At 52.7% G+C, this 13,855-nt stretch carries 14 protein-coding genes; 2 read left to right on the top strand and 12 right to left on the bottom strand.

Annotated elements, in window-relative coordinates:
- Positions 1 to 236 precede the first annotated feature (236 nt).
- From rplS to ffh, 5 genes are all read right to left on the bottom strand, one after another.
- Positions 237 to 587 (bottom strand): 50S ribosomal protein L19, encoded by a 351-nt coding sequence (gene rplS / locus FIU95_RS06230; RefSeq protein ID WP_108733996.1) that lies wholly within the window; start codon positions 585 to 587, stop codon positions 237 to 239.
- An 80-nt stretch (positions 588 to 667) separates the two neighbouring features.
- Positions 668 to 1,432 carry a tRNA (guanosine(37)-N1)-methyltransferase TrmD gene (gene trmD / locus FIU95_RS06225; RefSeq protein ID WP_152452514.1) on the bottom strand — a complete coding sequence of 255 codons (765 nt, stop codon included), beginning with the start codon at positions 1,430 to 1,432 and terminating at the stop codon, positions 668 to 670.
- Between the two features lie 11 nt (positions 1,433 to 1,443).
- The gene (rimM, locus tag FIU95_RS06220; RefSeq protein WP_152452512.1) at positions 1,444 to 1,983 is read right to left on the bottom strand and encodes a ribosome maturation factor RimM; all 540 of its coding nucleotides are present in this window, start codon (positions 1,981 to 1,983) and stop codon (positions 1,444 to 1,446) included.
- A gap of 22 nt (positions 1,984 to 2,005) precedes the next feature.
- Complete coding sequence (gene rpsP, locus FIU95_RS06215; protein ID WP_152452510.1) at positions 2,006 to 2,245, bottom strand: 30S ribosomal protein S16; 240 nt, start codon at positions 2,243 to 2,245, stop codon at positions 2,006 to 2,008.
- 157 nt (positions 2,246 to 2,402) lie between these two features.
- Complete coding sequence (ffh, locus tag FIU95_RS06210) at positions 2,403 to 3,821, bottom strand: signal recognition particle protein (RefSeq protein WP_152452508.1); 1,419 nt, start codon at positions 3,819 to 3,821, stop codon at positions 2,403 to 2,405.
- 205 nt (positions 3,822 to 4,026) lie between these two features.
- Here ffh and FIU95_RS06205 point away from each other — a divergent pair, with 205 nt between their 5' ends.
- Complete coding sequence (locus tag FIU95_RS06205; RefSeq protein ID WP_152452506.1) at positions 4,027 to 4,827, top strand: inner membrane protein YpjD; 801 nt, start codon at positions 4,027 to 4,029, stop codon at positions 4,825 to 4,827.
- A gap of 207 nt (positions 4,828 to 5,034) precedes the next feature.
- Entirely contained in the window at positions 5,035 to 6,306 is a 1,272-nt protein-coding gene (locus FIU95_RS06200) for an HlyC/CorC family transporter (protein ID WP_371416954.1), read from the top strand.
- Between the two features lie 24 nt (positions 6,307 to 6,330).
- Here the strand turns inward: FIU95_RS06200 and rnhB are convergent, their stop codons facing one another.
- From rnhB to bamA, 7 genes are all read right to left on the bottom strand, one after another.
- On the bottom strand, positions 6,331 to 6,948 hold the full coding sequence (gene rnhB, locus FIU95_RS06195) for a ribonuclease HII (protein ID WP_152452504.1): 618 nt from the start codon (positions 6,946 to 6,948) through the stop codon (positions 6,331 to 6,333).
- A 17-nt stretch (positions 6,949 to 6,965) separates the two neighbouring features.
- Positions 6,966 to 8,114, bottom strand: coding sequence for a lipid-A-disaccharide synthase (gene lpxB, locus FIU95_RS06190; RefSeq protein ID WP_152452502.1), 1,149 nt, complete (start codon positions 8,112 to 8,114; stop codon positions 6,966 to 6,968).
- A gap of 115 nt (positions 8,115 to 8,229) precedes the next feature.
- On the bottom strand, positions 8,230 to 9,009 hold the full coding sequence (gene lpxA / locus FIU95_RS06185; RefSeq protein ID WP_152452500.1) for an acyl-ACP--UDP-N-acetylglucosamine O-acyltransferase: 780 nt from the start codon (positions 9,007 to 9,009) through the stop codon (positions 8,230 to 8,232).
- A 114-nt stretch (positions 9,010 to 9,123) separates the two neighbouring features.
- Positions 9,124 to 9,561 carry a 3-hydroxyacyl-ACP dehydratase FabZ gene (gene fabZ / locus FIU95_RS06180; protein WP_152452498.1) on the bottom strand — a complete coding sequence of 146 codons (438 nt, stop codon included), beginning with the start codon at positions 9,559 to 9,561 and terminating at the stop codon, positions 9,124 to 9,126.
- Positions 9,562 to 9,644: 83 nt separating this feature from the next.
- Positions 9,645 to 10,688 (bottom strand): UDP-3-O-(3-hydroxymyristoyl)glucosamine N-acyltransferase, encoded by a 1,044-nt coding sequence (lpxD, locus tag FIU95_RS06175; RefSeq protein ID WP_152452496.1) that lies wholly within the window; start codon positions 10,686 to 10,688, stop codon positions 9,645 to 9,647.
- A gap of 24 nt (positions 10,689 to 10,712) precedes the next feature.
- The gene (locus tag FIU95_RS06170; RefSeq protein WP_152452494.1) at positions 10,713 to 11,228 is read right to left on the bottom strand and encodes an OmpH family outer membrane protein; all 516 of its coding nucleotides are present in this window, start codon (positions 11,226 to 11,228) and stop codon (positions 10,713 to 10,715) included.
- 70 nt (positions 11,229 to 11,298) lie between these two features.
- Positions 11,299 to 13,851, bottom strand: a complete 2,553-nt coding sequence (gene bamA / locus FIU95_RS06165) for an outer membrane protein assembly factor BamA (protein ID WP_152452492.1) — start codon at positions 13,849 to 13,851, stop codon at positions 11,299 to 11,301.
- Between the last annotated feature and the right edge of the window lie 4 nt (positions 13,852 to 13,855).

The following is a 13,855-nucleotide window of genomic DNA, read 5'->3' as shown; positions in this document are numbered from 1 at the left end:
AACTACGTGCAAATAGCCAACTTGTGGACTGACTCTATGGATCTGACAGAGGGGAACCCAACGGATGGGCGCTTAGCAAGTTAGCAAGAAGGGATAGAAAGGATAGCAGCGCAAATGACTATGCAATTGTGACAATCTCTCAAAGCATCTGAGAGCGAATATTCACTAGGTCTGCTTGAGATACAAAAAAGCCGGAGCAACTGCCCCGGCTTTTTGGTGAGCTGTAAGAGATGCGCTTAGTTAAGCTTCTCTTTAATACGTGCGGCTTTACCAGTCAGGCTGCGCAGGTAGTAGAGTTTAGCCTGGCGCACGTCACCACGACGCTTAACCTTGATGCTGTCAACCAGCGGGCTGTGAGTCTGGAAAGTACGCTCAACGCCAACACCGTGGGAGATTTTACGCACGGTGAAGGAGGAGTTCAGGCCGCGGTTGCGCTTGCCGATTACCACGCCTTCGAACGCCTGCAGACGCTCGCGGTTACCTTCTTTTACTTTCACTTGAACGATTACGGTGTCGCCCGGTGCGAAGGGAGGTACTTCGCTCTTCAGCTGTTCCTGCTCCAGCTGCTGGATAATTTTGTTAGTCATTTGGATTTGCTCCCAAATAGAGTTTATGTAGCTTCTCAGCTAGTTCACCGAACTACTCTCGCCTCCCGGCGAATCCGGCATCAAGTTTCGTCGGATTTCCGCTCCTGCTGAATTTCCTCCAACAGTTGCTTCTGCTCCTTGTTCAGCTCCAGCCCCGCCAAAAGGTCGGGCCGACGCTGCTGTGTGCGCGCCAGTGCCTGCTTCAGGCGCCAGCGGCGTATTCTTTCGTGGTTGCCCGAGAGCAACACTTCCGGTACCGCTACGCCCCGGTACTGTTCGGGCCGGGTGTAGTGGGGACAGTCGAGCAAGCCCGAGGAGAAAGAATCCTCAACCGCCGACTGATCGTGCCCCAAAGCGCCGGGAATCAGCCGTGTAATGGCATCCACCATCACCATAGCAGCCAGTTCACCACCACTAAGGACATAGTCACCAATGGACCATTCCTCATCGATCATCGATTCGACGATACGCTCATCCACCCCTTCGTAACGCCCGGCCAGCAAAACCAGGTTGCCAGCGTCAGAGAGACTTTCGACCCCACGCTGATCCAGTTGCTGTCCCTGCGGAGACAGGTAGATAGTGCGTACAGCTTCACCCTCTTCTCCAGCCCAAGCGCATGCCGCCTGCAGAGACTGATAAAGGGGTTCGGCCATCATCACCATTCCGGGACCACCGCCGTAAGGGCGATCATCCACAGTGCGGTGCTTGTCACTGGTGAAATCCCGAGGGTTCCAGCAGCGTACTTCCAGCAGGCCATCTTTAACAGCCCGCCCACTGACACCATACTCGGTCAATGCGGCAAACATCTCCGGAAAAATGCTTACCAGAGCGATTCTTTTAGCCATCGCTCAGCGCCTTAAAAAGCCGGGTCCCAGTCGACGGTGATCACACCGGCTTCCAGGTCTATATCTTTAATAAACTGGTCTGGCAGATACGGTATCAAGCGCTCGCGCTTATCCGCCCCACCACGCACAACCAATACATCGTTGGCGCCAGTTTCCATCATGCGAACGACACTGCCAAAATCGTGTTCCTCGCCGTCAAAACGGCTGATAACCCGCAAACCCTCAAGCTGGTGCCAGTAATACTCACCCTGCTCGAGTTCAGGCATCAGGTCACGCGCAATAGCAATATCGCGCTGGCAAAGTTGAGCCGCTAAATCGCGGTCATCCAGCCCCTTCACATGAACGATCAATCCCTTGCCATGACGCTTGCCAGCGTCAATATCTAAGGGCTCCCAACCTTTCGGCCCCCGCAACCACCACTTGGGGAATTGCAGAATGTTGTCCATCGGCTCGGTATAGGAATGAACCTTGACCCAGCCGCGCACACCATAAACGGTAGTTACGCGTCCAACAGTGACCAGCTCCTCGGAAGCGTTTCCGTTATCTGTCACAGACGCACCACTTACGCGCAAATTAAGCGGATTCTTTCAGCAGCTTGCTGACGCGATCAGAAACCTGAGCGCCGTGACCCAGCCAGTAGTCAACACGCTCATGATCGATGCGCAGACGCTCTTCCTGACCGCGGGCAACCGGGTTGAAGAAGCCAACACGCTCAATGAAACGACCGTCGCGAGATTTGCGGCTATCGGTTACGGTCAGGTGATAAAACGGGCGTTTTTTAGCACCGCCACGAGCCAAACGAATGGTTACCATGTAACTTTCCTGTAGTTTTAAATACTTGGCGACAGCGTTAAGCCGTCACCCAAACAACTCTGCCGGCAGCTCACCCCCGGCTGAAAGGCGGCGTATTCTAATGTACCGCCAGGGTTTTGTATAGCGCTTCATGGGGCCGCCAGGGCCCCGGAAACCCTTACTTTTTCTTGAATCCGGGGGGCAGGCCACCGGGCATACCGCCCATTCCACCGAGGCCTCCAGGCATGCCGCCACCGCCGGTCATTCCACCAAGACCGCGCATCATCTTGCCCATACCGCCGCCCTTGAGCTTTTTCATCATTTTGCCCATCTGCTTGTGCTGCTTGAGCAACCGGTTAAGATCCTGCACCTGGGTACCGGAACCGGCGACAATACGGCGCTTGCGGGAGCCGTTGAGCAGATCTGGATTGCGGCGCTCCGCAGGGGTCATGGAGGAGATAATCGCATCCATACGTTTGAATTCTTTGCCCATATCCGCCTGCTGGGCAGCTTGCGCGATGCCGCCCATACCGGGCATTTTCTCCAGCAGGGAGCCGAACCCGCCCATATTTTGCATCTGCTGCAGTTGGTCGCGCAGGTCTTCCAGATCGAAGCCCTTGCCCTTCTGTACCTTTTTGACCAGCTTTTCAGCTTTTTCCTTATCGATCTTTTGCTCTGCCTCTTCGATCAGAGACAGAATATCGCCCATGCCGAGAATTCGTGAGGCAATACGATCCGGGTGGAAGGTTTCCAGGGCATCGGTCTTCTCACCGACACCGATAAACTTGATCGGCTTGCCAGTGACATGACGCACTGAGAGCGCTGCACCGCCGCGGGCGTCGCCATCCGCCTTGGTCAGGATGACCCCGGTAAGCGGCAGGGCCTCATTGAAGGCATTGGCGGTATTCACCGCGTCCTGGCCGATCATGGCATCGATAACAAACAGGGTTTCCGCAGGGTCCAGCTCACTGTGCAGCTCTCGGATCTCATCCATCAGCTGGCTGTCGATATGCAGGCGACCCGCAGTATCGACGATCAGTACATCGGCAAACTGCTTGCGTGCCGCATCCACCGCGCCCTTGGCGATATTCAGCGGCTTCTGTTCTGGAGTGGAAGCATGAAACAGCGCGCCCACTTCACCGGCCAGAGTCTCCAGCTGCTTGATGGCTGCGGGGCGATATACGTCCGCACTCACCACCATGACTTTTTTCTTTTCCCGCTCTTGCAGGTATTTGGCCAGTTTGGCAACACTGGTGGTTTTACCGGCGCCCTGAAGGCCCGCCATCAAAATCACTGCCGGGGGCTGCACCGCGAGGTTGAGGGGCTCTGCAGCCGCACCCATTACCTTGACCAGCTCATCCTGAACAATCTTGACGAACTGCTGGCCCGGATTCAGGGCCTTACTAACCTTCTGCCCCACAGCAGCTGTGCGCACTTGCTGTACAAAGGCCTTCACAACAGGCAGAGCGACATCCGCTTCAAGCAGCGCTTTGCGCACTTCGCGCAAGGTATCGCGGATATTGTCATCGGTCAGGCTCGCCTTGCCGGTGACTTTTTTTAGGGCCGCCGATAAGCGGTCACTCAGGTTATCGAACATAAATTCGTCTCGATTTCTCCGATTGCGGACAGGACCCCGATACGGAGGGCCGCGAAATTTTTTAGGGGAGTATTTCCAACTCCCACTCTGAGGCGCGGCAGTATAGCCCAGGTCCCGTCACAGCCGAAATATCACCAGATCTTCCCTGTTAAAGCGGGCTGTGACACACTCCTCCTCCACTGCTTAGAAGATACGGATCTAACCAATGGCGGCATTCGCCCACTGGACGGCCATCGCGCTATATATAGCTACCACCATTGTCGCGGCCAGGGCTCTTGCCCGGGCACAACAGCCCGAGCGCGGGCTGCTGCTGGGCCTGCTTGCCGGCGCACTGATTGCCCACGCAATATCCCTGGCACACACGCTGTTTTCCCCCGCGGGTTACCGCTTTGACCTGTTGGCAATGCTGTCACTCATCACCTGGGTAGTGAACCTATTGCTACTTATCCTGGCTGTAAGCCGTCCTCTCACCCTGTTGATCCTTATTTTTGCCCCAATCGGAGCGCTCACTGAGCTTGCTGACACCCACATCTGGGGGGCTGTGGCACCACACCAACAATTGTCTTCGGGTATAGCCGTACACGCACTTTTATCTATCTGCGCCTACTCTCTACTCACACTCGCGACCCTGCAGGCCATCTACCTCTACTACCTGAATCAACAATTGCACAACCACAGACCTGTTGGCGCAATGCGGCTGCTTCCCCCTCTGCAGAGCATGGAATCACTGCTCTTTGGCTTGATCGCTTTCGGTCAACTGCTACTAACCGCCTCACTAATTACCGGATTTATATTTGTGGGCAACCTTTTTGAACAGGGCCCCCTGCATAAAACAATACTCTCTCTGATTGCCTGGGTACTCTACAGCATCCTTCTCTGGGGGCACTGGCAATGGGGTTGGCGCGGCAACACCGCCGTACGCTGGACTCTGTGCGCCTTTGCCGCACTAATGCTGGCCTACTTTGGCAGCAAACTGGTACTTGAGGTAATTCTTCAGCGCGGCTGAGTAAGAGAGGGAAAACTGCAGTTAAACCGGCAGGAAGTTATTGGCAACAGCACTCCAATACTCCAGCATTTTGTGCTCGGTAACTGTAGATTCCTACCATCTTTCTGGCCCTTAATTTGTATGGTTTGGGCTATTAATAACTAGAAAACTTGCGGAGGTCTCTGTTCTGTTCCAATATCTCCGCTCAGAAATAAAAAGAGTTCTCCCTTGAACGAGATGCCCCCGGGCCTGCTGTTTAGCCTGCTGGCCCTGCTGATTGTGATATCGGCTTTTTTTTCCAGCTCCGAAACCAGCATGATGGCGCTGAACCGTTACCGCCTGCGCCACCAGGCTAAGAATGGTCACCGCGGAGCCAAGCGAGCCATGGAGCTGCTCGCCCGTCCAGATAAACTGATCGGCGTTATCCTGATCGGCAATAATCTGGTCAATATCCTTGCATCGGTTATTGCCGGTGCCGTTTTTACCCAACTTTATGGTGATGCCGGCCTTCTTTACGCCACCGGAGCCCTTACCGTAGTCATCCTTATTTTCGCCGAAGTTACCCCGAAAACAATTGCCGCACTACATCCTGAGCGGATAGCCTTTCCCGCATCTCTGGTTTTGCGCCCCCTTCAGTGGCTTCTGACCCCCTTTGTACTGCTAGTAGGTAGTATTTCAAATGGCCTCGCGCGCTTGGTCGGTGTCGAGACAACCTCTGGCGGAGATGCCGAGCACCTGGCACCAGAAGAGCTAAGATCCGTGGTATTTGAGTCCGGCGCCCTCATACCCAGTAAGCACAAGGGTATGCTTCTCAATGTACTGGACCTGGACCAGGCCACGGTGGAAGATATTATGATTCCCCGCAACGAGGTCATGGGAATCGACCTGGAAAACAGCGCTGATCAAATCCTCCAGCAGCTGGCAGAAAGCACCTATACGCGCCTGCCGGTCTACCGGGGAGATATCAATCATGTGGTGGGCATTCTCCACCTGCGCCGCGCCGCACAAATTCTGCGCGACGGTCCCGATAGCCTCACTGCCGAAAGGCTGAAATCCTTTACCGGTGAGCCCTACTTCGTACCTGAGGCCACGCCCCTCCCTACCCTGCTGATGAACTTCCAGAAAACCAAGCGCCGCATGGGACTGGTTGTAGATGAATACGGCGAAGTGATGGGGATCGTAACTCTGGAGGATCTGCTGGAGGAAATTGTCGGCGATTTCACTGCGAGCCCAGTACCCAGCGACGACGAGGAAATTGTCGCCATTGAAGGGGGCTGGTATATGATCGAAGGCGGAACCTCCATTCGGGATATCAACCGCACCCTGGGCTGGGATCTGCCCACCGACGGCCCCAAGACTTTCAATGGCCTCGCCATGGAGCACCTGGAAAGCATCCCAGATGGCAATATCAGCTTGTATATCCTCAATTATCTGGTGGAAATTGAAGAGGTATCAGACAAGATGATCACCAGAGCCCGCGTTAAGAAAATCGAGCGTTAGCCAATAACTTGGTACATTCTGAGCTCAGACGAAATCCACTAAGAGCTTCTTCACCGGGGCGAAGCTCACCCTATGTACCGGGCTAGGCCCGAGCTCTTGCAGGGCTTGCATATGCGCCTTGGTTGGGTAGCCTTTGTGGCCGGCCAGCCCGTAGCCTGGATATTTCGCATCCAGCTCCACCATCTCCCGATCCCGTGTCACTTTTGCCAGAATCGAGGCGGCGGCAATCGCTGCAACGCGACCATCCCCCTTAACCACAGTATCGCAGGGGTAAGGCCAATCCGGTTTCTTGTTGCCGTCCACCAACACAAATTCCGGCTGCAGAGATAGCTGCTCCACCGCACGATGCATTGCCAGCAGGCTCGCCTGCAAAATATTGATCTGATCGATCTCCTCGACTGTAGCCCGAGCAATAGCGAAGCTCAGGGCTCGCTCACAAATTTCATCAAAGAGTAACTCTCGTTTTTTTTCACTGAGCTTTTTGGAGTCGGCCAGTCCAATTATAGGTTTGGCCGGGTCGAGAATCACCGCAGCCGCCACTACATCTCCAGCCAATGGACCACGACCCACCTCATCGACTCCGGCAAGCAAATCCCCTTTATAAGGACAGATGTACGGGGGCAATTCTTTTTTGATACTCATGGATTTTTAAAACCTCATTACTTCAAAAGAGTACAAATAGCATCGGCCGCCCGCTCGGAGGCATTTCGTCGCAACTGTTGATGAAGGTCGTCAAACTCGCGCTCTAACTGATCGCCGAGCAGCGGATCCTCAAAATAGCGCATCAACGCAGCCCCGAGATTTTCAGGGGTCGCGTCACTCTGTAAAATTTCCGGAACCAGCTCCCTCTGTGCCAATAAGTTAGGCAACGAGACCCAGGTGGTATGTAACATACGGGAGACGATGGCATAGGAGATTTTGCCCAGTTTATAGGCCACTACCATGGGCTTTTTCAGCAGCATCGTCTCCAGAGTCGCCGTGCCCGAGGCAATCAATACGGAATTAGAGACACTGAGGGCCTTGTGCGAATCCCCTTCCAGCAAGGTAACCGGCAGCTCTGGGAAACTCTCCAACTGCTCTTTCAATTCCGCCAGGCGCTGCTCATTGGCCGCTGGCAAAACAAACTTAAGATCGGGGTGGCGCTGATAACACCAGCGAGCCGTTTGCAAAAATAACGGTCCAAGTAAGCGTACCTCACCGCCACGACTACCCGGCAACAGCGCGATAACTCTATCATCAGCTTCAAAACCTAACTCTTTGCGCGCTGCGACATTGTTAACCTGCAGGGGGATTTCATCCGCAAGGGGATGCCCCACAAACGTCACCGGCACTTGTTTTTCCCGGTAAAAGGCCGCCTCAAAAGGCAGTAACGTGAGCATATGGTCGATGGCTCGAGCAATCTTTTTAATCCGCCCCCGCCGCCACGCCCAAACTGAAGGGCTGACATAGTGTACGGTGCGGATGCCCTCGGCCTTGAGAGATTCTTCCAGCGATAAATTAAAATCCGGCGAATCAATACCGATAAAAAGATCCGGTGGATTCTCAGTAAAATGCTCACGCAGGGTACGGCGAATTTTTAACAATTCCGGCAAGCGCTTTAACGGTTCAACGAAACCCATCACCGAGAGACGCTCCATCGGAAACAGGGTTTTTGCCCCCAAGGCCAGCATACGCGGACCGGCAATCCCTTCAAATTGAATTCCCGGTAGACGCTTTTGCATGGCTTCTATAAGACCTGCACCGAGGATATCCCCAGAGGCCTCACCAACAACAATACCAATACGAACCGGTTTATTATTTTCTGACACGCCTAAATATTCCCCCAGAGCGGAATAGACCTAACTCTTATAAACACCGAGCGAAAGAAGAAAAGACTATTTTCGGGAAGTGGCCAATAACCGCACTCCCCGTAATGGATTGTGGTTAGCGGACAATGCCGCGGGCTGAGGACTGCAGGGAATCAATCCAGGGCTGGATCACAGGGGACTGTTCACGCAACTCTCTCAGGGCCTGTAAAGCTTCCTGCAGGGTAAGGCCACGTCGGTAGACCGTTTTGTAAGCCTTGTTGATCAAAGAGATATCCTCGCGGGAAAAACCACGACGACGTAAACCTTCAGCATTGATGGTTTTGGCCTCCGCCGGATTCCCGGCAACCATAACGTAAGCGGGCACATCTTTACCGATTGCCGCCCCCATGCCCAGGAAAGCGTGCTCTCCAATCGTACAATGCTGATGCACAAGACTGTAACCGCTAAGAATTGCCCAATCCTTAACAATAACATGGCCGGCAAGCCCCACATTATTCACCAGAATCGTATGGTTACCGACAACACTATCATGGCCAATATGGGCATAGGCCATAATCAGATTATCACTGCCGATTGTGGTTTCCCCGCGGTCTTGCACGGTGCCGCGATGAATAGTGACGCCCTCGCGAATGACGTTGTTATCACCAACTACGAGGGTGGTCTCCTCACCCTGGTATTTTTTGTCCGGCGTATCCTGCCCTATCGAGGCAAACTGATAAATGCGATTATTTTTTCCGAGCTTAGTGGGACCGCTCAATACGACATGTGAAGCTATCTCACAGCCATCACCAAGCTCAACATTGGCCCCGACAATGGAATAGGCTCCGATACTCACCCCGGAACCGATAACCGCCGTCGGATCGACAATAGCTGTGGGGTGGATATTTGTCTGCATTCTGGAATCTACTCCTCAAGTAGCGGCGCTACGGACACTACAACTTCACATAAATAACAACGGGAAAACTATCTAAAGCACCTCAGTGGTCACACCAAGTGACGAGCAGAAATGCTAGACCTGCTTTACCGCACACAGAAGGTCGGCAGAGGCAGCCAACTCTCCATCGACACTGGCCTTACAGGAAAACTTCCAGATGTTACGACGTACCGAAACCGCTTCGGACATCAAATCCAGCCTATCCCCCGGCACCACCTGACGCTTGAATCGAGCCTTGTCGACACCGCCAAACAGGTAGAGGTAGCCATCCTCTGGTTTCTTACCAAATGTTTTGAAACCGAGGATTCCAGAAACTTGTGCCAAAGCCTCAACGATCATAACACCGGGAAAAATCGGCATCTGTGGAAAGTGACCGTTAAACAGCTCTTCATTAACAGAAATATTTTTATACCCCTTAATAAACTTTCCTTCCTCGAGTTCGACAACACGATCGACCAATAAAAACGGATAGCGATGTGGCAGGTACTCGCGAATCTCAGTTACATCCATCATTCCAAATGCCCCCAGAAACCACTTCGGGGCGTTAAACGCCCCGAAAACAGCAATTCAAAATTGTTTTTCTTACAGCAGTTGAGCTATTCATCCCTGTCGCGGGACAATACCTCAAGCTGCCTCTCCAAATCTTTCACTCTTCGCGCCATTTTATCCAACTGACCGAAGCGCACCGCGTTGCGACGCCAAGACTGACTGTCATCAAAGGGTAAGGCGCCGGAATAAATTCCCGGCTTTTCAATGGATTTGGTCACAAAGGTATTAGCGGTAACCTGGCAGCCATCGGCGATCGTTACATGCCCAGCTATGCGGGAGCTGCCACCTAAAGCACAGTGCTTCCCTATCATTGCGCTGCCGGCGATTCCGGTACATGCGGCGATGGCTGAGTAGTCACCAATCTGCACATTGTGCGCGATTTGGACCAAGTTGTCGATCTTGACTCCACGGCCAATCACCGTATCACCTAGCGCTCCACGATCCACGCAGGTGTTGGCACCTATTTCAACTTCATCGCCAATCTGGACGCCGCCCAACTGGTAAATTTTTATCCACTCCCGCTGATGAGGAGCAAAACCAAAGCCATCCGCACCAATAACCGCATGGCTATGGATGATAACATTCCGACCCACCTGACAACCGTGATGCAGTATCGCGCCAGCAAAGAGGCAGCTCCCTTCACCCAAGGTGCTACCCTCTCCCACAAAACAGTTGGCACCAACCGATGCACTAGGACCAATTTTCGCAAATGCCTCAATTACTGCACCCGCGGCAATGGAGGCACTGGGGTCCACTTCAGCATCTGAGTGAACTACAGCACTAGGGTGCACTCCAGCCTCTATGGTTGGAGCCGTATTGAATAAAGCACTGGCCCTGGCAAAAGCTAGGTAGGGATTATCCACACATAGGGCACTAACAGGTGTCTCCTCGACAAACTCACTGGTCACAAGTACTGCACCAGCCGATGTAATCTTGAGGAAGCGACGATAATTGGGGTTTGCCAGAAAGGTCAGCTGGTCCGGCCCTGCATCTTGCAAGGTACTCAGGCCACAAATTACATGGTCTGCGTCTACCCCTGGGGCCAGACGCAGCTGAGCACCCAGCGCTTGCGCAAGCTGGGTTAACGACAAATTGTCTCTCATACAGGCTATCGATTACTTATCAGCGTTCATACGCTTTACGACAGCCTCAGTCAGGTTAACTGAAGGATTGGCGAAGTAAGCGGTAGAGGCGTCCAACACCAGATCTAGCTTTTGCTCTTTAATGATCGCTTCCAGTGCAGCTTTGGCTTTGGGCCCCAGGGAAGTCTGGATTTCCTGCCCCACCTGAGCTTCCATTGCACGAAGCTTTTTAACAGTAGTTTCAAAGTCTGAACGCTGGAAGTTCATTTTACGCTGGTATTCGGTTTTCTGCTCATCGGACCAAGTAACACTGTTTTTCTGCGCGTCCTCTGCCATTTTTTGCAGCTCTGAACGAATTGATTCGGCGCTGCTTTGCAGCTTGGAATACTCGGAACTGGTCTTCAGTGAATTGACCTTGGTCTTGGCCACATCGGTGCTCATAATCGCGGCCTGCAGGTTAAATACCGCAACCTTAGTCTGCGCCAGAGCGGCACCAGAAAGGGTTATACCAACCAGCAGGATTGCGAAAATCTTTACATTCTTAAGCACTTTGGTCTCTCCAATTGATTTTATTTTTTATGCGCAACAACTGCGCTCTATCCATTTATGTCCGATTAATTTAGAAGCTGTTACCCAAGGTAAACTGGAACACTTCAGTTTCATCATCGTCATTTTCCTTCAAGGCTTTAGCCAAGCTGAAGGTCAGTGGGCCAAAACCAGTCACCCAAGTCAAGCCGATGCCCGCGGAAACATTCATTTTACCAAAGTCCACATCGTAACAGTTGATCTGGGTTTCATCGCAGCTGGTATCAAATACATTACCTGCGTCAATGAAGAAAGCAGACTGTAGGGAGCGCTGATCTTTGATAAATGGAAGCGGGAAGATAACCTCGGCGCTACCCTCGACTAGGATGTTTCCGCCAAATGGATCGGCATCACCGTTCTGACGGATATCCAGGTTTCCATTCTCATCTACCTGATAGCAGTTTTGTGTGATGCTTTCACCATCGGTTGCACAAGGAAGTTGAGTATAAAACTCTGCAGGAGTGGAACGGGGGCCCAATGTATTACGCTTGAAGCCACGCACAGAGCCAAAACCACCTGCATAGAAGTTTTCAAAGAAGGGCAGCTGGTCGAGGTCACCATAGCCATCTCCGTAACCCAGTCGCGTACGCAAACGCAGAGTCAAACTCTTAGTTAGGGGGCGGAAATACTGGCCGGTATAGATAAATTTATAATATTCGAGATCACTACCAGGCACAGTGAATTCTGCGGAGAAGTTCTGGGAAGCTCCGCGAGTCGCCAGAATACCGCGGTTCAGAGTGGAACGGGCATAAGAAGCGGTCAAAGCTAAGTTGTTAAACGCATCGCCATAGCGGTCAATAAAACCATCGGCCGAGGTATTAAATTGGTTTTCATCAATCATCATTGCAAGGTTGTTTGCAATTCCATTGTTGGCATCATCGACGATTATCTCAGCATTAGCGCGTGTCACCCCCTCAAGAGACGTGTCGTCCAAAAAAGATGGGCTAGATTTAATTTCCTGCACAGAACCACTTGAAGCAGAAAGCTCCAAATGATTGAAGTTAACATTCAAACCAACGCGAGAGATTTCCGAAACCGGGTAGCCAAAGCTGACACCACCACCGTAAGTTGTGGTGTTATAGTCAGAAAGATTAACCTCAGAATAATCATTTTCTCGGAAGAAAACATTAAAACCACGACTTACTCCATCCGGGGTGAAGTAGGGGTCGAGGTAGGAGAAGTTCATTGCAGTCTGATAGGTAGAAACGTTAACCCCGATACCTACCTGCTTGCCAGTACCCAGCCAGTTGTTCTCCTGAATATTACCTCCGAGTACCAAGCCACTGCTCTGGGCCCAACCGATGGTGCCGCCAATAGAACCAGAAGGCTGCTCCTCAACGGTATATTCCACATCGATCTGGTCAGAAGTGCCTGGTACCTCTGCGGTTTCCACCTCTACCTCTTTGAAGTAACCGAGGCGCTCCAGGCGCACCTTGGACTGCTCAATTCTTGCGGAGGAAGCCGAGGCCGACTCCATCTGGCGCATCTCACGGCGCAATACTTCATCGGCAGTACGGGTGTTTCCGCGGAATTGAATTCGGCGCACATAAGCGCGCTTGCCGGGGTTGATAAAGAAGGTGATTTTTACCGTATTATCTTCTTTATTGGGCTCGGGAATACCATTCACTTCCGCAAAGGTATAGCCCTCGTTGCCCAGGCGCTTGGTAATGTAGTCAGAAGTGGTGGTCATCCGGATTTGGGAGAAAGTCTGCCCTTCACGTACCAACAACAGACGCTTGATTTCCTCTTCCGATACCACCGGATCACCGGCAAGGTCCACTTCGCTGACCGTGTAAACATCGCCCTCTCGCACATTGACCGTGATAAAAACGCTCTGCTTGTCAGGGCTCAGGGAAACTTGAGTCGACTCGATCTGAAAATCCAGGTAGCCGCGGTCGAGATAGTAGGATTCCAGGCGCTCCAGGTCACCGGTAAGCTTCTCGCGGGAGTATTTGTCATCGCTGCGCAGCCAAGACAACCAGCCAGTGGTCTGCAACTCGAAAATTTCCGCCAGTTCCTCATCGGAAAAGGCCCGGTTACCCACAACATTGATGTGCTTAATCGCCGCGACCGAGCCCTCATCGACGATAACCCGGAGTTCGACCTGGTTGCGCGGCAGCTCTTTGACTTCGGTCTTTACGCTGGCGCCATAGCGCCCCTGCGCTACATATTGACGCTCGAGCTCCTGGGCAAGCCCTTCTAGAGTTGCCCGTTTGAAGATCTGCCCCTCGGACAAACCGTTATCTTTCATGCCTTTGAGTAGATCTTCAGTGGCGATAGCCTTATTGCCGGTGATCTCGATTTTGGAGATTGCCGGGCGTTCACGCACCGTAACCACAAGCACACCGTTTTCACGGCCGATCTGGATGTCTTCAAAGTACCCGGTACGAAATAGTGCCCGAGTGGCGCTCTGGATTTCCACAGACTCAATTTCATCGCCCACTCGCACGGGAAGGGCGGAAAAAACGGTACCGGCAGAGACGCGCTGTAATCCTTCCACGCGAATATCATTGACCACGAACGACTGCGCTATTGCACTTAAAGGCAACATCAGGCCGAGGGAGGCCGCTTTCAGGAAATCTTTCATCTAC

The sequence above is a fragment of the Microbulbifer sp. THAF38 genome (genome assembly GCF_009363535.1).
Classification (GTDB): domain Bacteria; phylum Pseudomonadota; class Gammaproteobacteria; order Pseudomonadales; family Cellvibrionaceae; genus Microbulbifer.
This window is presented reverse-complemented; position numbering and strand designations above follow the sequence as displayed.

Bases quoted from the DNA above. Each gene is read 5' to 3' on its own strand.
- rplS (WP_108733996.1), bottom strand. From the start codon at position 587: ATGACTAACAAAATTATCCAGCAGCTGGAGCAGGAACAGCTGAAGAGC.
- trmD (WP_152452514.1), bottom strand. From the start codon at position 1,432: ATGGCTAAAAGAATCGCTCTGGTAAGCATTTTTCCGGAGATGTTTGCC.
- rpsP (WP_152452510.1), bottom strand. From the start codon at position 2,245: ATGGTAACCATTCGTTTGGCTCGTGGCGGTGCTAAAAAACGCCCGTTT.
- ffh (WP_152452508.1), bottom strand. From the start codon at position 3,821: ATGTTCGATAACCTGAGTGACCGCTTATCGGCGGCCCTAAAAAAAGTC.
- FIU95_RS06205 (WP_152452506.1), top strand. From the start codon at position 4,027: ATGGCGGCATTCGCCCACTGGACGGCCATCGCGCTATATATAGCTACC.
- rnhB (WP_152452504.1), bottom strand. From the start codon at position 6,948: ATGAGTATCAAAAAAGAATTGCCCCCGTACATCTGTCCTTATAAAGGG.
- lpxA (WP_152452500.1), bottom strand. From the start codon at position 9,009: ATGCAGACAAATATCCACCCCACAGCTATTGTCGATCCGACGGCGGTT.
- fabZ (WP_152452498.1), bottom strand. From the start codon at position 9,561: ATGATGGATGTAACTGAGATTCGCGAGTACCTGCCACATCGCTATCCG.
- bamA (WP_152452492.1), bottom strand. From the start codon at position 13,851: ATGAAAGATTTCCTGAAAGCGGCCTCCCTCGGCCTGATGTTGCCTTTA.